The organism is Streptomyces sp. Edi4, from assembly GCF_040253615.1.
Taxonomy (GTDB): Bacteria; Actinomycetota; Actinomycetes; order Streptomycetales; family Streptomycetaceae; genus Streptomyces.
This window is the reverse complement of the sequence record NZ_JBEJGY010000004.1, coordinates 5,401,586-5,422,163: the sequence shown is the minus strand read 5'-3', so window position 1 is coordinate 5,422,163 and position 20,578 is coordinate 5,401,586. Positions and strand designations below refer to the sequence as shown.

General features: G+C 72.6%; 22 protein-coding genes. 10 read left to right on the top strand and 12 right to left on the bottom strand.

What is annotated here, in order from left to right:
* The first annotated feature begins 106 nt into the window (after nt 1–106).
* The 3 genes from ABR738_RS26770 to ABR738_RS26760 are packed head-to-tail and all read left to right on the top strand — an operon-like array spanning nt 107 to nt 3,124.
* Nucleotides 107–1,384 carry a magnesium transporter MgtE N-terminal domain-containing protein gene (locus ABR738_RS26770; protein ID WP_350232505.1) on the top strand — a complete coding sequence of 426 codons (1,278 nt, stop codon included), beginning with the start codon at nt 107–109 and terminating at the stop codon, nt 1,382–1,384.
* Nucleotides 1,371–1,946, top strand: coding sequence for a DUF1003 domain-containing protein (locus ABR738_RS26765; protein ID WP_350232504.1), 576 nt, complete (start codon nt 1,371–1,373; stop codon nt 1,944–1,946). The genes ABR738_RS26770 and ABR738_RS26765 overlap by 14 nt, the downstream gene beginning before the upstream one ends.
* Nucleotides 1,947–1,990: 44 nt before the next feature.
* Entirely contained in the window at nt 1,991–3,124 is a 1,134-nt protein-coding gene (locus ABR738_RS26760) for an Mrp/NBP35 family ATP-binding protein (RefSeq protein WP_350232503.1), read from the top strand.
* Nucleotides 3,125–3,216: 92 nt separating this feature from the next.
* Here the strand turns inward: ABR738_RS26760 and ABR738_RS26755 are convergent, their stop codons facing one another.
* The 5 genes from ABR738_RS26755 to sigE form a co-directional block, all read right to left on the bottom strand.
* Nucleotides 3,217–3,897, bottom strand: coding sequence for a hypothetical protein (locus ABR738_RS26755; RefSeq protein WP_350232502.1), 681 nt, complete (start codon nt 3,895–3,897; stop codon nt 3,217–3,219).
* A gap of 132 nt (nt 3,898–4,029) precedes the next feature.
* A complete protein-coding gene (locus tag ABR738_RS26750) occupies nt 4,030–4,476 on the bottom strand; it encodes a sec-independent translocase (protein WP_350232501.1) in 447 nt (148 codons plus the stop codon).
* 286 nt (nt 4,477–4,762) lie between these two features.
* A complete protein-coding gene (locus ABR738_RS26745; RefSeq protein ID WP_502964149.1) occupies nt 4,763–6,475 on the bottom strand; it encodes a S1C family serine protease in 1,713 nt (570 codons plus the stop codon).
* A 293-nt stretch (nt 6,476–6,768) separates the two neighbouring features.
* Nucleotides 6,769–7,776, bottom strand: coding sequence for an anti-sigma factor family protein (locus tag ABR738_RS26740; RefSeq protein ID WP_350232499.1), 1,008 nt, complete (start codon nt 7,774–7,776; stop codon nt 6,769–6,771).
* A complete protein-coding gene (sigE, locus tag ABR738_RS26735) occupies nt 7,773–8,549 on the bottom strand; it encodes an RNA polymerase sigma factor SigE (protein ID WP_350232498.1) in 777 nt (258 codons plus the stop codon). The genes ABR738_RS26740 and sigE overlap by 4 nt, the downstream gene beginning before the upstream one ends.
* A gap of 165 nt (nt 8,550–8,714) precedes the next feature.
* On the opposite strand from sigE, the gene ABR738_RS26730 reads away from it, so the two are divergent.
* The gene (locus ABR738_RS26730) at nt 8,715–9,380 is read left to right on the top strand and encodes an O-methyltransferase (RefSeq protein ID WP_350232497.1); all 666 of its coding nucleotides are present in this window, start codon (nt 8,715–8,717) and stop codon (nt 9,378–9,380) included.
* 404 nt (nt 9,381–9,784) lie between these two features.
* On the opposite strand, the gene ABR738_RS26725 is transcribed toward ABR738_RS26730, so the two are convergent.
* Entirely contained in the window at nt 9,785–9,952 is a 168-nt protein-coding gene (locus tag ABR738_RS26725; RefSeq protein WP_003966491.1) for a DUF3117 domain-containing protein, read from the bottom strand.
* Nucleotides 9,953–10,272: 320 nt separating this feature from the next.
* On the opposite strand from ABR738_RS26725, the gene chcB reads away from it, so the two are divergent.
* The gene (chcB, locus tag ABR738_RS26720; RefSeq protein ID WP_350232496.1) at nt 10,273–11,073 is read left to right on the top strand and encodes a 2-cyclohexenylcarbonyl CoA isomerase; all 801 of its coding nucleotides are present in this window, start codon (nt 10,273–10,275) and stop codon (nt 11,071–11,073) included.
* A 28-nt stretch (nt 11,074–11,101) separates the two neighbouring features.
* On the opposite strand, the gene ABR738_RS26715 is transcribed toward chcB, so the two are convergent.
* Together ABR738_RS26715 and ABR738_RS26710 are read right to left on the bottom strand one after the other, a co-directional pair.
* The gene (locus ABR738_RS26715; protein WP_350232495.1) at nt 11,102–11,683 is read right to left on the bottom strand and encodes a DNA-3-methyladenine glycosylase I; all 582 of its coding nucleotides are present in this window, start codon (nt 11,681–11,683) and stop codon (nt 11,102–11,104) included.
* Nucleotides 11,680–12,063, bottom strand: coding sequence for a hypothetical protein (locus tag ABR738_RS26710; RefSeq protein WP_350232494.1), 384 nt, complete (start codon nt 12,061–12,063; stop codon nt 11,680–11,682). The genes ABR738_RS26715 and ABR738_RS26710 overlap by 4 nt, the downstream gene beginning before the upstream one ends.
* A gap of 112 nt (nt 12,064–12,175) precedes the next feature.
* Between ABR738_RS26710 and folP the strand changes: the two genes are divergently transcribed.
* Nucleotides 12,176–13,060: a dihydropteroate synthase gene (gene folP, locus ABR738_RS26705; protein ID WP_350232493.1), complete on the top strand. Its 885-nt coding sequence runs from the start codon at nt 12,176–12,178 to the stop codon at nt 13,058–13,060.
* Nucleotides 13,061–13,093: 33 nt separating this feature from the next.
* Here the strand turns inward: folP and ABR738_RS26700 are convergent, their stop codons facing one another.
* Both ABR738_RS26700 and dapE read right to left on the bottom strand, forming a co-directional pair.
* Nucleotides 13,094–13,855 (bottom strand): LOG family protein, encoded by a 762-nt coding sequence (locus tag ABR738_RS26700; RefSeq protein ID WP_350232492.1) that lies wholly within the window; start codon nt 13,853–13,855, stop codon nt 13,094–13,096.
* A gap of 129 nt (nt 13,856–13,984) precedes the next feature.
* Nucleotides 13,985–15,064 carry a succinyl-diaminopimelate desuccinylase gene (gene dapE, locus ABR738_RS26695; RefSeq protein WP_350232491.1) on the bottom strand — a complete coding sequence of 360 codons (1,080 nt, stop codon included), beginning with the start codon at nt 15,062–15,064 and terminating at the stop codon, nt 13,985–13,987.
* A gap of 81 nt (nt 15,065–15,145) precedes the next feature.
* On the opposite strand from dapE, the gene ABR738_RS26690 reads away from it, so the two are divergent.
* Together ABR738_RS26690 and ABR738_RS26685 are read left to right on the top strand one after the other, a co-directional pair.
* Complete coding sequence (locus ABR738_RS26690) at nt 15,146–16,141, top strand: VldE C-terminal domain-containing protein (protein ID WP_350232490.1); 996 nt, start codon at nt 15,146–15,148, stop codon at nt 16,139–16,141.
* Between the two features lie 301 nt (nt 16,142–16,442).
* Nucleotides 16,443–16,892: an ATP-binding protein gene (locus ABR738_RS26685; RefSeq protein WP_350232489.1), complete on the top strand. Its 450-nt coding sequence runs from the start codon at nt 16,443–16,445 to the stop codon at nt 16,890–16,892.
* Between the two features lie 127 nt (nt 16,893–17,019).
* Here the strand turns inward: ABR738_RS26685 and dapC are convergent, their stop codons facing one another.
* Entirely contained in the window at nt 17,020–18,117 is a 1,098-nt protein-coding gene (gene dapC / locus ABR738_RS26680; RefSeq protein ID WP_350232488.1) for a succinyldiaminopimelate transaminase, read from the bottom strand.
* Between the two features lie 105 nt (nt 18,118–18,222).
* Nucleotides 18,223–18,552, bottom strand: coding sequence for a ferredoxin (fdxA, locus tag ABR738_RS26675; RefSeq protein ID WP_350232487.1), 330 nt, complete (start codon nt 18,550–18,552; stop codon nt 18,223–18,225).
* 141 nt (nt 18,553–18,693) lie between these two features.
* Between fdxA and ABR738_RS26670 the strand changes: the two genes are divergently transcribed.
* Nucleotides 18,694–19,689 carry a GNAT family N-acetyltransferase gene (locus ABR738_RS26670; RefSeq protein ID WP_350232486.1) on the top strand — a complete coding sequence of 332 codons (996 nt, stop codon included), beginning with the start codon at nt 18,694–18,696 and terminating at the stop codon, nt 19,687–19,689.
* 17 nt (nt 19,690–19,706) lie between these two features.
* Nucleotides 19,707–20,537, top strand: coding sequence for a transglutaminase family protein (locus tag ABR738_RS26665; protein WP_350232485.1), 831 nt, complete (start codon nt 19,707–19,709; stop codon nt 20,535–20,537).
* Nucleotides 20,538–20,578 lie beyond the last annotated feature (41 nt).

The following is a 20,578-nucleotide window of genomic DNA, read 5'->3' as shown; positions in this document are numbered from 1 at the left end:
CGGGCGACCCGCGAGGGCGACGCGCTCACTCACCCGCTAGCCTGAAGCCCTTGTCCCGCAGCGCGTCGTGGCACCTGGGACTCCCGGCACAGAAGGAGGGGCACGCATGGCGGCAGCCGCCCCTCGGGTCTTCGTCTCCCACCTCTCCGGCGTCGCCGTCTTCGACCCGAACGGCGATCAGGTCGGCCGGGTGCGCGACCTGGTGGCGATGCTGCGCGTGGGCCGCAGGCCTCCCCGGCTGCTCGGCATCGTCGTCGAGGTGGCGAGCCGACGGCTCATCTTCCTGCCGATGACGCGGGTCACCGGGGTGGAGTCGGGCCAGGTCATCACCACCGGCGTGGTCAATCTGCGCCGCTTCGAGCAGCGCCCGACCGAACGTCTCGTCCTCGGTGAGCTCCTGGACCGCCGGGTCACCCTGGTCGGGACCGACGAGCAGGTGACCGTCCTCGACGTCGCGATCCAGCAGCTGCCGGCGCGTCGCGACTGGGAGATCGACAAGGTCTTCGTACGCCGTGGCAAGGCGGGCGCGCTCCGCCGCAAGGGCGAGACCCTGACCGTGGAGTGGTCCGCCGTCACGGGGTTCTCCCTGGAGGAGCACGGCCAGGGCGCCGAGAACCTGGTCGCCACCTTCGAGCAGCTGCGCCCGGCCGACCTGGCCAACGTCATGCACCACCTCTCGCCCAAGCGGCGCGCCGAGGTGGCCGCCGCCCTCGACGACGACCGGCTCGCCGACGTCCTGGAGGAGCTGCCCGACGACGACCAGGTGGAGATCCTCGGCAAGCTGAAGGACGAGCGCGCCGCCGACGTCCTGGAGGCGATGGACCCGGACGACGCCGCCGACCTGCTCTCGGAGCTGCCCGAGGAGGACAAGGAACGCCTCCTGACCCTGATGCAGCCCGACGACGCGGCCGATGTGCGCCGGCTGCTCTCCTACGAGGAGCGCACGGCGGGCGGTCTGATGACGACCGAGCCCATCGTGCTGCGCCCCGACGCCACGGTCGCCGACGCGCTGGCCCGGGTCCGCCAGCAGGACCTCTCCCCCGCGCTCGCCGCGCAGGTGTACGTGTGCCGGCCGCCGGACGAGACGCCGACCGGCAAGTACCTGGGCATGGTGCACTTCCAGCGGCTGCTGCGCGAGCCGCCGTTCACGCTGGTCAGCTCGGTGGTGGACAGCGACCTCAAGCCGCTGCCGCCGGACGCCTCGCTGCCCTCGGTGACCAGCTTCCTCGCCGCGTACAACATGGTGGCGGCGCCCGTGGTCGACGACAGCGGCTCGCTGCTCGGCGCGGTGACCGTCGACGACGTACTGGACCACCTGCTGCCGGACGACTGGCGCGAGACGGAGTTCCACGGACCGGAGGGGGTGCCCGATGGGCGGCACTGACCGGTCCGAGGAGCGCACCCGCGCGAGCGGCGCGAGCGCCCTGCCGCGCGGCCGCAGCCGGCTCGACCAGCCGAGCGCGGGGCGTGTGCGGCTGCTGCCGGAGTGGGACCCCGAGGCGTTCGGGCGGTTCAGCGAGCGCATCGCGCGCTTCCTCGGCACCGGGCGTTTCATCGTCTGGATGACCCTGATCATCATCCTGTGGGTCGCCTGGAACATCTTCGCGCCGAGCCATCTGCGCTTCGACAACTACCCGTTCATCTTCCTCACCCTCGCGCTGTCCCTCCAGGCCTCCTACGCGGCCCCGCTGATCCTGCTGGCGCAGAACAGGCAGGACGACCGCGACCGGGTCACCCACGAGCAGGACCGCAAGCAGAACGAGCGGTCCATCGCCGACACCGAGTATCTGACCCGGGAGATCGCGGCGCTGCGGATGGGTCTGGGCGAGGTGGCCACCCGCGACTGGATCCGCTCCGAACTCCAGGACCTGGTCAAGGAGATGGACGAGCGCAGGAACCTATTCCCGCACGAGCGCACCCACGGACGTGACGAAGGCGACCGCTGACAGGGCTTTCCGTACGGTGCGGTAGGCGCCGTACCATCGACCGTATGGCTACGGAAGACGCGGTGCTTGAGGCACTGGCGACGGTGAACGACCCCGAGATCCACCGACCGATCACTGAGCTCGGCATGGTCAAATCGGTGGAGATCGGTACGGATGGGGCGGTCGCTGTCACGGTGTATCTGACCGTGTCCGGCTGCCCGATGCGCGAGACCATCACGAAGAACGTGACGGAGGCCGTCGAGCGGGTCGAGGGCGTCAGCCGCGTCGATGTGACGCTCGACGTGATGAGCGACGAGCAGCGCAAGGAGCTGGCGTCCGCGCTGCGCGGCGGCACCGCCGAGCGCGAGGTGCCCTTCGCCCAGCCCGGCTCACTGACCCGCGTCTACGCGGTCGCCTCCGGCAAGGGCGGCGTCGGCAAGTCCTCGGTGACGGTCAACCTGGCGGCCGCGATGGCGGCGGACGGCCTGAAGGTGGGCGTCGTGGACGCCGACATCTACGGTCACTCCGTGCCCCGCATGCTGGGCGTCGACGGCAAGCCCACCCAGGTCGAGAACATGATCATGCCGCCGTCCGCGAACGGCGTGAAGGTCATCTCCATCGGCATGTTCACCCCGGGCAACGCGCCGGTCGTGTGGCGCGGCCCGATGCTGCACCGCGCCCTCCAGCAGTTCCTCGCGGATGTGTACTGGGGCGACCTCGATGTCCTGCTCCTCGACCTGCCGCCGGGCACCGGCGACATCGCCATCTCGGTGGCCCAACTGGTGCCGAACGCCGAGATCCTGGTCGTGACCACCCCCCAGCAGGCCGCCGCCGAGGTCGCCGAACGGGCCGGCTCCATCGCCGTGCAGACGCACCAGAAGATCGTCGGTGTCGTCGAGAACATGGCGGGCCTGCCGTGCCCGCACTGCGACGAGATGGTCGACGTGTTCGGCACCGGTGGCGGGCAGAAGGTCGCCGACGGCCTCACCAGGACGACCGGCGCCACCGTGCCGGTGCTGGGCTCCATCCCGATCGACGTCCGTCTGCGCGAGGGCGGCGACGACGGCCGCCCCGTGGTCCTGTCCAACCCGGACTCCCCGGCGGGCGCCGCGCTGCGTGCCATCGCCGGCAAGCTGGGCGGCCGCGCCCGCGGCCTGTCGGGCATGTCGCTCGGGATCACCCCGCGCAACAAGTTCTAGGACGCGTACGGCACGTGTAAGGGGCGCCCGCGATTGGCGGGCGCCCCTTACACGTGTTCACGCACGCGTGGCGGGTGCTCGCGCACCGGCGGTCAGGCGTACGAGGCGATGTCCTCGATCACCGAGAACCCGAGCCCGTACGCGCTGAGACCGCGCCCGTACGCGCCCAGGTGCACCCCGCTGCCCGCCGAACCCGCCAGGACCCAGCCGAACTCGGACTCGCGGTAGTGGAACGGCGTCGGCACGCCGTCCACGGGCAGCGAGAGCGTCGTCCAGTGGGGGCCTTCGAGGTCGTCGGCGAGCTCCCAGGCCGTCTCGGTCTGCTGGTCGAGCCAGTCGCCGCGCAGCACGTGGTCCATCTGCGCGGGCCAGGTGAAGGACAGCAGCCCCGACCCGGCGAGCCAGGCGGCCGACGAGACGGAGGTGGCCTCCAGGATGCCCGTGCCGTCACCACTGCGGCGCACGGGATTCGCCGGAATGCTCACGACCACCGCGAACCGCTCCCGGTCGGCGGCGCCCGTCACCTCGGGCCGTATCGACGGCTCGTCCCCGTGCCCGGTCGAACCGTGCTGCACCGTGCCGTCGGCGGCCGCGGTCACCTGCATCAGCCAGCGCGGCCCGGTGAACGCCTCATCCAGGCCGTACCAGGGGAAGGGCGCGCGCAGATAGCCGTCGACCGTACGCCGGGAAGCCGGCACGCCTTCCGGTGGGGGCTGGGTGCCATCGGGCGCCCCTTGAGCGGACTGCCCCGCTACCCGGCTTGTCGTCTCCATCTGCCCGGCCGCCTCCTAGATCAGTGGCGTCCGGAGCGGCCCGCCCCCCTCGGGCGTCCTTGCCTCCGGACAGATGGAGGATAGCCACCTGATCGCGGCTTGCCGGAAAAGCCCATGTGGGATTGGCGTGTATCAGGTGGCGTCGGCGTCAAACGGAGGGCGCTCGCCCGGGTCCAGCTTCTCGCGCTTCTTGACCAGGTCCGGGCCGGCGCCCGACCCGTTCACCGAGCCGTTCGCGGCCGCCGGTGCCGTCTCCCGGCCGTGCACGGCGTCCGCGACCTCTTCCATGTCCTTGCGCAGGTCGAAGCTGCTGCGGATCTCCTTCAGACCCAGGTCGTCGTTCTCCATCAGCTGCTTGCGCACGAACGTCTTCGGGTTCAGGTCCTCGAACTCGAAGTCCTTGAACTCGGGGCCCAGCTCGGCCCTGATGTCCTGCTTCGCGCTCTCGGAGAACGAGCGCACCTTGCGGATCACGTTCGAGAGGTCCTGGATCAGCTTGGGCAGCTTGTCCGGGCCGAAGATGAGCACGGCGAGGACCACGAGTGTGACCACTTCCATGGGCCCTATGTCAGTGAACACCCGCTGCTCCTCGTGTTCTCAGTGCTCGTGTTCTCAGTGCTCGTGATCTCGGTGCTCGCGATCTCGGTGCCCGTGATCAGTGCGCGCGACCGGCGCTCGTGCCTGGTGCTTGCGACCGGTGCTCATGATCGGTGCCCCGATCGGCGCCCGGTCTCGGCTCCGCGTCCCATCACGGACCGCTCCACGGTACCCGGCCGAGCTGTCGGCGCGGTACCTCCGGGGTGGCCTTTGGGCGTCGGGACGGCGCCGATCGGGCGGGGAGGACCCGTACGGCGGCGTCCCCGGCTCATGACGCCGAGCCGAGCGTCAGCGTCAGCTCCCGCTCCTTGCCGTCCCGCCGCACGGTCAGGCCGAGGCGGTCGCCGGGGCGGTGCGCGCGGATCTTCACTATCAACTCCTCGGCGCTGTGCACCCGCTGACCGTCCACCTTGGTGATGACGTCCCCCGACGCGACGCCCGCCTTGTCGCCGGGTCCGCCGGGGACGACGGCCGGCTTGCCGTCGCTCGCCTTGTCGCCGACGCGGGCGCCGTCACCGGTGTACTTCATGTCGAGCGTGACACCGATCACCGGGTGCGTCGCCCGGCCCGTGTTGATCAGCTCCTCGGCGACGCGCTTGGCCTGGTTGACCGGAATGGCGAACCCGAGCCCTATGGAGCCGGCCTGGCCGCCGCCCTCCTTGCTGCCGCCCCCGACGGACCGGATCGCGCTGTTGATGCCGATGACGCGCGCCTTGGAGTCCACGAGCGGGCCGCCGGAATTGCCCGGGTTTATCGGGGCGTCGGTCTGGAGCGCGTCCACATAGCTGACGTCGCTGCCGTCGCCGGCCTCGCCCCCGGCGGTGATCGGGCGCTCCTTGGCGCTGATGATCCCCGAGGTCACCGTGTTGGAGAGGTCGAAGGGCGCGCCGATGGCCACGACCGGGTCGCCGACCATCACGTTGTCGGAGTTGCCGAGCGGCAGGGGCTTCATCCCCGACACGCCGTCCACCTTGACCACCGCCAGGTCGTACCCGGTGTCGCGGCCCACCACCGTGCCGGCCGCGCTCTCGCCCCCGCTGAACGTCACGGAGATCTTCCCCGAGGTGCCAGCGGGCTGCACGACGTGGTTGTTGGTCAGGATGTGCCCGGCGTTGTCCAGGACGAAGCCGGTGCCGGTGCCGGACTCGGTGACGCCGCTGACGTGGATGGTGACCACGCTCGGCAGCGCGCTCGCGGCGATCCCGGCGACGCTGTCGGGGGCGCGGCCCCCCGGCTCCTTGCCCGCCTGCGGCAGGTGCACGCTGGTGATCCCGCCGTTGCGCTCCACGTACGCCCCCACGCCGCCGCCGATGCCACCGGCGACCAGCGCGAGCAGCAGCGCCCCGACCAGCAGCGCGCCTCGCCGCCGCTTCCTGGGCCCCGGCTGCCCCGGCCCCCCGGCGGCCCCCGGCGCGGCTCCGGGCCCGCTCCAGGGGTCGTACTGGGCCCACTGGGGCTCTGTGGCCAGGAAGGACGCGTCCGTGGCGAGGAGGGGCGCGGGAGTCGCGGGTGGTTGGTGCGGTGGCGGCAGCTGCGGGGCGGGCGGCTGGGGCTGGGCCTGGGAGGCCTGCGGGGGCACGCCGTACGCGGGCTGGGGCGCGGCGTAGGCGGGCTGCGGGGGCAGCGCGGTGCCGCCGGGCGGCGTCGGTACCGGACGCTGCACGGGCGGCGCTGGTGCCCAGGGGCCGGGCCCGCCGTAGGGCGGGGTGCCGTAGGGGTCGGGCGCGTGCAAGGGGCCCTGCCGCTCGGCGCCGGAGGTCTGGCCGGCGGGGGATGCCTCGGCGGGAGCGCCGGAGCTTGAGCCGCGGGCGGGGGAGGTGGTGGCGGGCACGCTGCCGGTGGTGGCGGGCACGCTCTCGGTGGTGGCGGGCACGCTCTCGGTGGTGGCGGGCACGCTCTCGGTGGTACGGACGTCGTCGCCCGTGCCGTCGGTCGCGTCCACCCCGGTGGGTTCGGGCCCGGCGGCGGGCGCGGGGTCCATGGGTGACGCGTGGTGCGGCTCGGACGACGGGGCCGGGGCCGAGTCCGCTGACGGGGCCGGGGCCGGGGCCGGCGGGGCCAAGTCGTAGGTGTCCGCAGGGGGTTCGGCGGGGCCGGGCGTCACCGGGGGCTCACTGCCTTCGGGTCGGCCTGCCGGCGGACGGCTCCACCACTTGGGCCTCGGCCCGGTGGGCTTCTGCTGGTTCATGCTCTCCCCGCAACTGGCCTGCGTGCTCCCATGAGCACCCCTCCCCCGGATTCAACCAGGTCGCCGGGGGCGAGGGCAGGGCGAGGTCAGCGCCGTGCGGAGAGAGGCATCCCCGGAGCCCCCGAAGCGGCGCGGCGCACCGGCTCGGCGGGGGCGGCCGACGGGGCCAGCGCGAGCACGCCGCCGGAGAGGTCCGTCGTCGTGAGCGGCAGGGTCGCGACGGCCGGTCGTATCAACGGCGGCAAGGAAGAGCCGTTGAGCCGGGCCACGGGGAACGTGCCGCCCAGCGGCTGGACCGGCCCCTTCTGCGTGGGCATCCCGCTCAGGCCGCTGAAACCCGGCGTGACGGGCGCCGAGGTCCCCCCGGACATCGTGGACATCGCGGAGAGCAGGCCGGCCGTGGTGCCGCCTCGGCGGCGGTCGTCGGCGGATCCGCCGCTCGGGGCGGGGCTGCCCGAACGCAGCGGCACCACACTGCTGCCACCCGCCGCGCGGGCGCCCGTGGCCGAGCCGAGCGGGAGCGTGCCGCCCAAAGCGATGGCCGCGAGGGACACCGCGCTCGCGGCGGCGAACACGAATCTGCGCCCGCGCCACGGCGATCCCGAGCGGTCCTGCTCGGATCTGCCCACCTCGTGGATGCGGAAGCCACCCGTCAGCGCGTCGGGCAGGACGCCGGCGTGAGGGCGGGCCGGGAGGTAGCCGAAGTCGCCCGCGCCGGCCCCGCGCGGGGCCGGCGGGCCGCCCGTGGCGGGACTCAGCGCGCCGAGCCCACCGAAGAACGCGTCGGCCGGCCGGCCGCCGCCGAACGGCCCGCCGGAGCCGTCCCCTTCATCGAGGTCGCCGGCTCTTCCCACGGGGCCGCCGGACAGGCCCTGGAGCCGGGCCAGGAAGGTCTCCGAAGGGGGTGGCGGGGCCGCCTGCGCGAAGACGTTCTTCAGGTTGCGCTGGGCGTCGGCCTCCGCCTTGCACTTGGCGCAGGTCGCCAAGTGGGACAGGACACGTTCGCGGGCATCGTGGTTCAGCTCGCCGTCGACCAGAGCCGCGAGCCGGTCCCCGAGGTGCTGTTCCGCCGGGGTGGGACTCGTACCACTCACGCCATCCCCTCTCCGGCCACCCCGAGCGCTCCCGGCGCCACCCCCGCCAGCGCACGCTGCTGCTCGGCGCGGGCTTCGGGCGAACGGTGCTGGAGGGCCTTGCGCAGATGCGAGCGGCCGCGGTGGATCCGGCTGCGGACGGTGCCGAGCTTCACTCCGAGAGTGGCCGCGATCTCCTCGTAGGAGAGACCTTCGATGTCGCAGAGCACGACGGCCGCGCGGAACTCGGGCGCCAGCGTGTCCAGCGCCTGCTGCACATCGGCGTCGAAGTGGGCGTCGTTGAAAGCCTGTTGGGGGTTGGGCTCACGGCTGGGCAGCCGCTCCGCCGCGTCGTCGCCGAGCGCGTCGAAGCGGATGCGCTGGCGGCGGCGGACCATGTCGAGGAAGAGGTTGGTGGTGATGCGGTGCAGCCAGCCCTCGAAGGTGCCCGGCGTGTACGTCGACAACGAGCGGAAGACGCGGACGAAGACCTCCTGCGTGAGGTCTTCGGCGTCGTGCTGATTGCCCGTCAGGCGGTAGGCGAGGCGGTAGACGCGGCCGCTGTGCGTGCTGACGATCTCCTCCCACGTAGGAGGAGTCCACGCCTGGGATTCCGCGTCGGCGAACGTCGCGGTAGTTGCGGAGCTGGTAGCGCGGGAACGGTCAGCGGTGTTGGTCACGGATTTCGGCTCACCCGCCGACCTGAGAAGGCGCCGCAGCACTCCTCCCCGATCCACAGGCGCAGCCGCACCTCCCCTGTCGGCTCTGGTGGTGTCCAGCGGAGCCCCTACCATAGCCACCTCGCCCGTTAGCTCCGGATAAGAATCTTTACGTGCATTTGGGGACGGCTTCCGCCCCTCTTCCGTGATCGCGACCATGTGCTCCCCCCGCGGTTTCCCTGTCCTGCATAACGCGCGGTCCCATCTGCGGGTTCCCGACTCCAGCGGATACAGTCACCGTTGCGCCAACCAAGGGGACAGGAGAGGGCCATTACCGCCAACCGGCAGACGAGCTGGGCGTTCGCCGACGCCTTTGTCGCCGAGGACGACGCGCTGCGCTGGGCCCGCGACCGGGCCCGTGAGGCAGGCCTGCGTTCGGTGTCCCCGGGGACGGGTGCCGCGTTGCGGCTGCTCGCTGCCACCGCGGACGCCAAGGCGGTCGCGGAGATCGGCACCGGCACCGGCGTATCCGGCATCTATCTGCTCCAGGGGCTGCGGCCCGACGGCGTGCTGACCACCGTCGATCCGGAGCCGGACCGCCAGCAGTTCGCCAAGCAGGCCTTCCGTGCGGCCGGCTTCGCCACCAACCGGGCCCGCTTCATCCCGGGCCGCGCCCTCGATGTGCTGCCGAGGCTCGCGGACGGCGGGTACGACCTGGTGTTCTGCGACGGCGACCGCCTGGAGTCGCTCGACGTGCTCGCTGAATCGTTGCGCCTGCTGCGGCCCGGCGGCATCGTCTGCTTCGAGGGCGTCTTCGCCGACGGCCGCACGGTCGACTCGGCGGCCCAGCCGGCCGAGGTCCTGCGGCTGCGGGAGCTGCTGCGCGCGGTGCGCGAGAGCACGGAGCTCGTCGCCTCGCTGCTGCCCGTCGGGGACGGACTGCTCTGCGCGGTCCGCCGGGGCTGACTCGCCCGGCGCGAGCCATCCGGGGCGCTCCCGCCCCCACGCGTGACATCCGGAGCTCACCCGCCCCACCCCACGCGTGACATCAGGGGCTCACCCGCCCCGCACGAGACACCCCGGGGCTCACCCTCCCGCCCGGCGCGTGACATCCGGGGCTCACCCGCCCCGCCCGGGACACCCGGGACTCACCCGCCCCCACGCGTGACATCTGGGGCCGCCCCGCCCCGCCCCGCCCGGGACTCACCCGCCCCGCACGAGACACCCCGGGACTCACCCGCCCCCGCGTGACATCACCGCCCGGCCCGCGCCGGGCGCGGCCCCGGGATACAACACCGCCCCGGCACGGCGTGCACGGTTGTCGTACACGCCGAGCCGGGGCGGTGAGAATCTGCGTCGGACCCGCTAGCTCAGCCGACGACCTTCTTCAGGGCATCGCCGAGGGCATCGGCCTCGTCCGGAGTCAGCTCGACGACAAGCCGACCGCCGCCTTCGAGCGGAACGCGCATGACAATGCCCCGCCCCTCCTTGGTCACCTCGAGCGGGCCGTCGCCCGTCCGCGGCTTCATGGCCGCCATGCTCGTTCCCCTTCCTGAAACCAGCTCATCGTCAGCCGACGGCCCCCGGGATTGGGCACGCGTCACGGCATCGAACACATTGCTTCCAGGTCATTATCCCGCATCCCAGGACCCGATGACCAACATCGGTCCGCATCGCTTGAGCAACGCGCTCTATCAAAACCACTCAATTCGGCGATCCGCCTGCGATACTTCGCCGCCGTCCGATCCCCGGGGCGCCCTGATTGTTAGACGCAGGTCACATGCCCACCGCAGGTGATCTCCGCCATGCTGAGCGGACACGACGACCGAGAAACATCCGCGACGGAGGGGACCCCACCATGGCCGACACCGTGCTCTACGAGGTGAGCGACGGGCTCGCGACCATCACGATCAATCGGCCCGAGGCCATGAACGCCATGAACACGGAGGCGAAGACCGCCCTGCGTGAGGCGGTCCGGGCCGCGGCCGCCGACGCGGCGGTGCGCGCCGTGCTGCTCACCGCGGCCGGGCGGGCGTTCTGCGTCGGCCAGGACCTCAAGGAGCACGTCGCTTCGCTGGCGGCGGACCGCGAGGCGGGCACCGGGCAGACCATGAGCACCGTGCGCGAGCACTACAACCCGATCCTGAAGGCGCTCACCGAGATGCCCAAGCCCGTGGTGGCCGGCGTCAACGGGGTGGCGGCGGGCGCGGGACTCGGATTCGCGCTGGCGGCGGACTACCGGGTGGTCGCCGACACCGCCGCGTTCAACACCTCCTTCGCGGGGGTGGCCCTGACCGCCGACTCGGGCGTCTCATGGACGCTGCCGCGCCTGATCGGCCAGTCCCGCGCGGCCGACCTGCTGCTGTTCCCGCGCTCGATCTCCGCCCAGGAGGCGTACGAGATCGGCCTGGTCAACAAGGTCGTACCGGCCGGTGAGCTGGCCGGGGCCGCGCTCGCGGTGGCGCGGACACTGGCCGAGGGCCCGACGGTGGCGTACGGCGCGCTGAAGGCCTCGCTCGCGTACGGCGCGGGCCACACGCTCGCCGAGGCGCTGGAGAAGGAGGACGAGCTCCAGACGAGGGCGGGAGCCTCCGAGGACCACGCCATCGCGGTGGCCGCCTTCCTCGCCAAGGAGAAGCCGCGCTACGTGGGTCGCTGAGCCCGCGCGCCTCGGGCGGGGCGGTGTCTCAGGCACCGCCCCGTGCCACGCAGTCCACGAGGTGGTCGTCGACCAGGCCGCACGCCTGCATCAGGGCGTACGCCGTGGTCGGGCCGATGAAGCGCACGCCGCGCTTCTTGAGGGCCTTGGACAGGGCCGTCGACTCGTCGGTGACGGCCGGCACGTCCAGGCGCGTGCGCGGGGCCGGGCGGGTCGCCGGGTCGGGCGCGTAGGACCAGATGAGGCCGTCGAGTTCGCCGGGCGACCACGTGGCGAGCGTCCGCGCGTTGGCGATGGTGGCCTCGATCTTGAGGCGGTTGCGGATGATGCCCGCGTCCGCCATCAGGCGCTCCTTGTCGGCCTCGGTGAACTCTGCCACCGCCGCGATCTCGAACCCGGCGAACGCCTTCCGGAAGCCCTCTCTGCGGCGCAGAATCGTGATCCAGGACAGGCCCGACTGGAAAGCTTCCAGGCAGAGCCGTTCATACAACGCGTCGTCGCCGCGCACCGGGCGGCCCCACTCGGTGTCGTGGTACGTCAGATAGTCCTCGGCGGAGAGCCCCCAGGGGCAGCGCAACCTGCCGTCGGGACCCGGGGCGGCCTCGCTCATCGCTGGGTCTCCTCATCGGCCGGGCCCGCGACGGCGGGGCCGGGGCCACCGCCCACCGGTTCCCGCCCGGCGCCTGGCTCCGGCCGCTTCGTGAGCGCGGCGGACCGCAGCTCGGTGATCCGCGCGTCCCGCTCGGCGAGCTCCGCGCCCAGCCTGCTCAGCACGTCGTCCACGTCTGCCATGCGGTAGCCGCGCACCGCCACCGGGATGCGCAGCGCCTCCACGTCGGCCCGGGTCACGGGGCGGTGCTCCGGCAGCGGGTCGGCCAGGTGCTCGGGCTCGGCGTCCGGCAGCACCTCCGCGTCCTCACCCCCGCCCACCACGGCGAGGGTCACCGCGGCGACCACGACGACCATCGCGACCAGCAAGAACCAGAACACGAGCGAGCCTCTTCCCGACGCCGGAAACTGTCGGGTCCGATCGTGCCATGCGGCACTGACAGTTAGGGTCGCAGGCGGACAACGGCCCGGACCACAGCAAAGGACACAGGGGATGCACAGCGCAACGGACCGCGGCACGCTGCGGCTTGGCCGGCGCGAATTCACCGCGTACGAACCGGTGATCATGGCGATCGTGAACCGGACCCCCGACTCCTTCTACGACCAGGGCGCGACCTTCCAGGACGAGCCCGCGCTGGCCCGCGTCGAGCAGGCGGTCGCGGAGGGCGCGGCCATCATCGACATCGGCGGCGTGAAGGCGGGCCCCGGCGACGAGGTCACCGCAGAGGAGGAGGCGCGGCGCACGGTCGGGTTCGTCGCCGAGGTGCGCAAGCGGTTCCCCGACGTCGTCATCAGCGTGGACACCTGGCGCCACGAGGTCGGTGAGGCGGTCTGCGACGCGGGGGCCGACGTCCTCAACGACGCCTGGGGCGGCGTCGATCCGAAGCTGGCCGAGGTCGCGGCGCGCTACGGCGCGGGGCTCGTGTGCACCCACGCGGGCGGCGTGCAGCCGCGTACCCGGCCGCACCGGACCGCCTACGACGACGTGATGGCGGACATCCTGCGGGTCACCGTGGGCCTCGCGGAGCGCGCCCTGGACCTGGGGGTGCGCCCGGACGGGATCATGATCGACCCCGGGCACGACTTCGGCAAGAACACCCGGCACAGCCTGGAGGCCACGCGGCGCCTCCAGGAGATGGCCGACACCGGATGGCCGGTCCTGGTCTCGCTGTCCAACAAGGACTTCGTGGGCGAGACCCTTGACCGGCCGGTGAAGGAACGGGTGATCGGTACGCTCGCGACGACGGCGGTGTCGGCGTGGCTCGGCGCCCGGGTCTACCGCGTCCACGAGGTGGCCGAGACCCGCCAGGTCCTGGACATGGTGGCCTCGATCGCGGGCCACCGGGCGCCCGCGGTGGCCCGCCGGGGGCTGGCGTGAGCGGACCCCCGGCCATGGTCCACCAGACACCCCCTAGTGACCCGTCTCCTTGGTCACCAGGGTGACGGCCTCGTCCACGTCGTCGGTGACGTGGAAGAGCAGCAGATCGCCCTCGGACGCCTTGCCCTGGGCGATCACCGTGTCGCGCAGCCAGTCCACGAGCCCGCCCCAGTACGCCGTGCCGAACAGCACGATCGGGAAGCGGGTGACCTTCCGGGTCTGGACCAGGGTCAGCGCCTCGAACAGCTCGTCCAGGGTGCCGAGTCCGCCCGGCAGCACCACGAAGCCCTGCGCGTACTTGACGAACATGGTCTTGCGGACGAAGAAGTAGCGGAAGTTGATCCCGATGTCGACGTGCGGGTTGAGCCCCTGTTCGAAGGGGAGCTCGATGCCGAGCCCCACGGAGACGCCGTTGCCCTCGCGCGCGCCCCTGTTCGCGGCCTCCATCGCGCCGGGGCCGCCGCCGGTGATCACGGCGAATCCCGCGTCGACCAGCGCGCGCCCGATCCGCACGCCCGCCTCGTACTCCGGTGAGCCGGCTGGCGTGCGGGCCGAGCCGAACACGCTGATGGCGCTGGGCAGTTCGGCGAGCGCGCCGAAGCCCTCGACGAACTCCGACTGGATGCGCATGACCCGCCATGGGTCGGTGTGCACCCACTGCGAGTCGCCCTCGGTGTCCAGAAGGCGCTGGTTGGTGGTGCCGGCCTGCACCTGGTCGCGGCGGCGCAGTACCGGTCCGAGCCGCTGTTCAAGACGCTGCTCCGCCGGAAACGACGCTCCCTCGGGGTTGGCCATGCCGTGCTCCCTCCGCTGACGATGTTGCGCGTGCCCAGCCAGGGTAGGTCGGCCAACGTTACGAATGGCGGAATTCCGGCAGGCCACGCCCCTGGCGGAGCCCTGAACGCCGCGTTCCGTCCGGCGGGTTCAGTCCGTGAGCCAGGCCCGCAGCCGCTGCTCGCACCGGGTGATCCGCTCGACGGCGACGTGCTCGTCGCGCTTGTGGGCCAACAGCGCGTCGCCGGGCCCGTAGTTGACGGCGGGGACACCGAGTTCACCGAAGCGCGAGACGTCGGTCCAGCCGAACTTGGGCCGCGCGGTGCCGCCCACCGCCGCCATGAACGCGGCCGCGGCCGGGTGCGAGAGCCCGGGCAGCGCGGCGCCCGAGTGGTCGTCGACGACGAATTCGGCGATGTCGCAGTCGGCGAAGACCTCGCGGACATGGGCCAGAGCCTGCTCGCCGGTGAGGTCGGGCGCGTACCGGTAGTTGACGACGACCGTGCACGCGTCCGGGATCACATTGCCCGCGACGCCGCCCTCGATGCCCACGGCGTTGAGGCCTTCGCGGTACTCGAGCCCGTCGATCACGGGCCGGCGCGGCTCGTAGGCGGCCAGCTTCGCGAGGATGGGGGCGGCCGTGTGGATGGCGTTGGACCCCATCCAGCCGCGCGCCGAGTGGGCCCGCTCGCCGCTGGTCTTCAGCAGCACCCGCAGCGTGCCCTGGCAGCCGCCCTCGACCTCGGTGTCGGAGGGTTCGAGGAGCACCGCGAAGTCGCCGGCCAGCCACTCGGGGTGGGCCTCGGCGATCCTGCCGAGGCCGTTGAGGTGGGCGGCGACCTCCTCGTTGTCGTAGAACACGAAGGTCAGGTCGCGGTTGGGCGCGGTCACCGTCTGCGCGATGCGCAGCTGCACCGCCACGCCCGACTTCATGTCGCTGGTCCCGCAGCCCCACAGGATGCCGTTCTCGTCGAGCCGGGAGGGGACGTTGTCGGCGATCGGCACGGTGTCGATGTGCCCGGCCAGGATGATCCGTTCGGCCCGGTCCAGGTGCGTGCGCGCCACGATGTTGTTGCCGTACCGGTCCACGGTGAGGTGCGCCAGCTTGCGCAGCTCGTGCTCGATGGCGTCCGCCAGCGGCCGCTCCTCGCCGCTCACGGAGGCGAAGTCGACAAGGCGCGCGGTGAGCGTGGGGGCGTCGGCGGTGAGATCCAGCGTGGTGTCGGCCATGCGCCCGACCCTAACGCGATCGCGGGAGCCGAACTCGATCCCCCGACTCGATCGCGGGGGCTGGCTTCGCGCTCCAGTACGGTGGGCCCCGTGTCAGAGCCCATCGACCTCCCGCGCCCCTCCCGACGCGGCCGCCTCCTGCGCCTGGGAGCGGCTTTCGCCGTGCTGCTCGCCCTCGTGGGCTATGTGGTGGTGCAGTACGTGAGCGGGGGCTCCGCTCCCCAATGCGTGGCGGGCACGGGCCAGGGGCAGGGCACGTTCGGGCTGAGCCCCGAGCAGGCGGGCAACGCGGCGACGATCACGGCGGTCGGCACCGCGCACGGGATGCCGGAGCGGGCGGTCACGATCGCGCTGGCCACCGCGCTCCAGGAGTCGGGGCTTCGCAACCTCGACCATGGCGACCGCGACTCCCTCGGCCTGTTCCAGCAGCGGCCCTCGATGGGCTGGGGCACCGCCGAGCAGATCATGGACCCGGTGTACGCGGCCGGGAAGTTCTACGAGCACCTGGCCGAGATCCCGGGCTACTCGCGGCTGCCGCTGACGGTGGCCGCCCAGGACGTCCAGCGCAGCGGCTTCCCGCAGGCGTACGCCAAGCACGAGCCGGACGCGACGGTTTTGATGTCGGCGCTGACCGGCCGCGAGTCCGCCGCGCTGACCTGCGCGGTGGGCAAGAACGCCGAGCCGGGTGATCCCGCGCGGGTGCGCGAGGAGCTGACGAAGGCGTTCGGCGACGCCATCGCGCCGCCCGCGCGGCAGCCCGGGGAGAGGGCCGGGGACGTCGTCGTGCCCGTGCGGGCCACCGACGGCGCGGCCGCGTCCGGCGCCGGCCGGGCGCGGCACGGCTGGGAGCTGGCGCACTGGGCGGTGGCGCGGGCCGAGGCGCTGCACATCGCGCGGGTCTCCTACGCGGGCCGCACCTGGAGCGCGGACGGCTCGGACAGGGGTTGGACCGCCGCCCGCCGGGACGCCGCGCCGGATCCGGGCGCGAGCGCGGCGGGCGTGGGGGGCACGGACGCGGGCGCGGGCACAGGGACGGACGCGGGCGCGCAAGAGGTGCGCATCACCCTCGCCACCTGACCCGGACGCCTGTTCCCCAGGGCACCCGGCCGGGGGACGGCGTGTCGTCCACTCCGGTGTTTCGCACCCGCGTCCGGACGCCGACCCGAGGAATCGTCAATCCCCTTGAGAAACAAGGCATCTGACGCACCATCAGGGATTTCGACCCCGAGTCATTTGCCCGTTTCATCCGGAGTAGATAATGCGACGCATTAAGAACTCTTTACCCCGGCCCACCGCAACCTCTCCTGCCCCCACGGCGGTTGTCACTGTGTCCGAACGCCGGACAGCGACACATTTCCAACCCGTCTGAAGGAGCATCATGTCCCTCCCCCTGACCCGTCGGATCGCCCGCGCCGCGCTGCTCATCGCGGCAGGCGCAGCGCCGGTGGTCGGTGCGGCCGGCTCCGCAAGCGCCGTGGAACTCCCCCAGGCCGCGCCGAACCTGGGCGGCCTGACCCAGATGGACCCCAGCTCGGTCAGCAACGCCGTCGACGGCGTGACCCAGAAGGCCACCGGCATGGCAGGCAACACCGGAGCCGACGCCGTCAAGAAGGCCGTACCGACGGCGGGCAGGACGGTCGGGCAGACGGGCAAGGTGGCGACCCCGGCCGCGCAGAAGGCGGCCGGTGACGCGGCAAGCAGCGCGGGCGACCTGCTCGGCTCGACCGCCAAGACCGCCACCCAGGGCGGCCTGCCGACCGGCGCCCTGCCCACCCAGGGCCTGCCGAACACCGGCCAGCTCCCCCTGAAGAGCCTGCCGCTCGGCTGACCGGGGCGCGGGTGATGCCGAGGGGCCCGGGGAGTTCGCACTTCCCGGGCCCCTCGTGCGTGCCCGCCGCGCGTGCCCGCCCTGCCTGGTCCCTGCCTGGCCGCGGTGCCTTCCGGCGGCCGGCCGCCTACCGCGCCAGACGCTTCACGGCCGCCTCGACGCGCTCGTCGGTCGCGGTGAAGGCGACCCGCACGAACCGCTCGCCCGCCGGGCCGTAGAAGTCGCCGGGCGCCACGAGGATGCCGAGCTCAGCCAGGTGCTTGACCGTCTCCCAGCAGCCCTCGTCGCGGGTCGCCCACAGGTACAGGCTCGCCTCGCTGTGCTCGATGCGGAAACCGTGGCCCTCAAGCGCCTCGCGCAGCGCCGCACGCCGCGCCGCGTACCGGGCGCGCTGTTCCTGTACGTGGGTGTCGTCACCCAGGGCCGCGACGGTGGCCGCCTGCACGGGCGCGGCGGTCATCATGCCGCCGTGCTTGCGGATCTGGAGCAGTTCGCCGAGCACGTCCGCGTCGCCGGCGATGAAGGCCGCGCGGTAGCCCGCCAGGTTGGAGCGCTTGGACAGCGAGTGGACGGCCACGACGCCCTCGAACCCGTCGCCGCACACGTCCGGGTGCAGCACCGAGACGGGCTCGGCCTCCCAGCCCAGCTCCACGTAGCACTCGTCGGAGAAGACGAGCACCCCGTGCTCGCGGGCCCAGGCCACGATGCGCACCAGCTCGTCCTTGGCCAGCACCCGGCCGGTCGGGTTGGACGGCGAGTTGAGCCAGAGCAGCTTCAGGCCGGTGGGGTCCAGATCCGTGGGGTCGTCGTAGACCACGGGCTCCGCGCCGCACAGCCGGGCGCCGACCTCGTACGTCGGGTAGGCAAGGCGCGGGTAGGCGACCCGGTCGCCGGCGCCGAGACCGAGCTGCGTCGGCAGCCAGGCGACCAGCTCCTTGGAGCCGACCACCGGCAGAATGTTGGTGTGCTCGACGGAGCGCGCGCCCAGCCGCTTCTCCAGCCACCCCTTGATCGCCTCACGCATCGCGGGCGTGCCCCACACCGTGGGATAGCCCGGCGAGTCGGCCGCCTCGCTCAGCGCCCGCCGCACGAGCTCGGGGACCGGGTCCACGGGCGTGCCCACGGACAGGTCCACGATGCCGTCCGGGTGGGCCGCCGCCGTCGCCTTGTACGGCTCCAGCTTGTCCCAGGGGAAGACGGGAAGGCGTGAGGAGACTGCGCTCACGGAAGTGCTCACTTTCTCGTACGTACGGTGCTGTGCGAGCCACCGGGAAAACACCGCGGCCCCGTACGGCGTGGTGGCCGTACGGGGCTGGATGGACCGCCTGGGTCAGTGCTCCGCGTTGATGTCCGCCGGCAGCGCTGCGATGAAGGGGTGGTCCCGCTCGATCAGGCCGAGCTTGGAGGCGCCACCGGGCGAGCCGAGCTCGTCGAAGAACTCCACGTTCGCCTTGTAGTAGTCCTTCCACTCGTCCGGGGTGTCGTCCTCGTAGAAGATCGCCTCGACCGGGCACACCGGCTCGCAGGCGCCGCAGTCGACGCACTCATCCGGGTGGATGTACAAGGACCGGGAGCCCTCGTAGATGCAGTCGACCGGGCACTCTTCGATACACGCCTTGTCCTTGACGTCGACACAAGGCTGCGCGATGACGTAGGTCACGCTGTCGTTCCTCCTCGATAGGGCGCGGCGGGCCGATCTGCGGCTCCGTCCACGTGGCGCGCGGGAGCGCGGCGTCGTCGATGCCCGCACCTAGTATCTCCGGTTCGGGGCACGATCCGAACAGGAGGGGCGGAGAGAGCTGTGGAATTCACCACCGGCGGACGGCTTGAGGTCCGGATTACGGCGGCCGATACGGGCAAACGCGTATCAGTCCGGCGCCTGGGCTCCAGCGGAACTCCAGGCTCCTTGTTCATCGACACCGTCGGCGTTCTCACCGCATGGGACGAAGGTGTGTTGTCGATCACACGAAAGAATGGTGAGACGGTGCGGATCGAGGAGTCCGCGCTCGTCGCGGGCAAGGTGGTCCCCGCGGCCCCCGCCCGCCGTCGCGGCCCGGCCGCCTCCTTCGCGGAGCTCGCGCCGGTCCTTGCGCGCGCATGGCAGCCGGTGGAGAGCGAGCGCCTGGGCGAGTGGACGCTGCGCGCGGCCGGTGGTTTCACCCGCCGGGCCAACTCGGCGCTCCCCCTGGGCGATCCCGGCCTGCCCCTGCCGGACGCCCTGGCGCGCGTCACCGCCTGGTACGCCGCCCGGGGGCTGCCCGCCTACGTCCAGACCGCGACGGGCGCCGCCGGCACCCAGGAGGAGCTGGGCGCCGAGCTCGAACGGGCGGGCTGGGAGCGCGAGGTGAGCGCCGAGGTGAAGATCGCGGCGCTCGCGCCGATCGGCGACCTGGATGCGGACGTCTCCCGGGTACGCCTGGCCCGCACCGCCGACCAGGCGTGGCTGAGCGGCTACCAGCGGTCGCCGGAGCCGGGCGAGCACGTCCTGAGGGTCCTGGGCACCGGGCCTTCGGTGTGGTTCGCCTCGGTCCCTGGCGAGGGCCAAACGCCCGCCGCGATCGGGCGGTGCGTGGTGGACGGACGCTGGGCGGGGTTCATGGCGATCGAGGTGGACCCGGCGCGGCGCCGCCAGGGCCTGGCGAGCGCCGTGATGAGCGCCCTGGCCCGCCGGGCCCTTGAGGAGGGCGCGTCGGCGGCCTGGCTCCAGGTGGAGCACGACAACGCGGGCGCCCGCGCGCTCTACGAGGGCCAGGGTTTCGCCACCCACCACCACTACCACCACTTCCGGTCGCGCTGAGCGGGTACGAGGCCGATATGGAACCGGAAGTCACCGACTGGCGGCGGGAGTTCGCCGACCAGGCCCGCGCGGAGCGCCCCGACGTGGCGTCGCTGTGCCTGCTGCTGGGCGCGGTCGCCGATCCCACGCTCGGCCAGCGCGGCATCGACGCCGCGCACATCGAGCTCGACCGCCTCGCCGGCCTGCTCCCCTTCGGCCTGACCGGCGCCCGCCCCTGGGCCCTCGCGCTGGCCCAGCTTCTGGGCGGCGACCACGGATTCCGTGGCCGCGCGCACGACTACGAGCGCCTGGAGTCGTCCCTGCTGCACGAGGTGCTGAGGCGCCGCCGAGGCCTGCCGATCCTGCTCTCGGTGGTGTGGATCGAGGTGGCGCGAAGGGCCGGCGCGCCGGTGTACGGCGTGGCGCTGCCCGGCCACTTCGTCGTGGGTTTCGGGGCGCCGGAACACCGCGTCCTGGCCGATCCGTTCGACGGGGGCCGGCTGCTCGCCCCCTCGGACGCGGAGCTCCTGGTGGCCGGTGCCACGGGAGCGCCGCTGGAGGAGACGATGCTGAGTCCGGCCGAGCCGCTGGACATCGTCGCGCGCGTCCTGAACAACATCCGCGCCTGGGCCTCGGCCCGCCCCGAACGCAGCGACGTGGCCCTGTGGGCCGTGGAGCTCGCGCTGCTGCTGCCCGCGCACCCGGCCCGCCTGCGCTACGAGCGCGCCGAGATCCTGGTCCAGCGCGGCGACTTCCTGTCCGGGGCCGCCGCGCTCGACGACTACGCGGACGTGCTCGAACCGGTCGAACCGGCCACCGCGGAGACGGTACGGCGCCGGGCGCGGGCGGCGCGGGCGAGGTTGAACTGAATCCGCCCCGGAGACCGGCCACCGGGCCGCCTAGGCTCGTG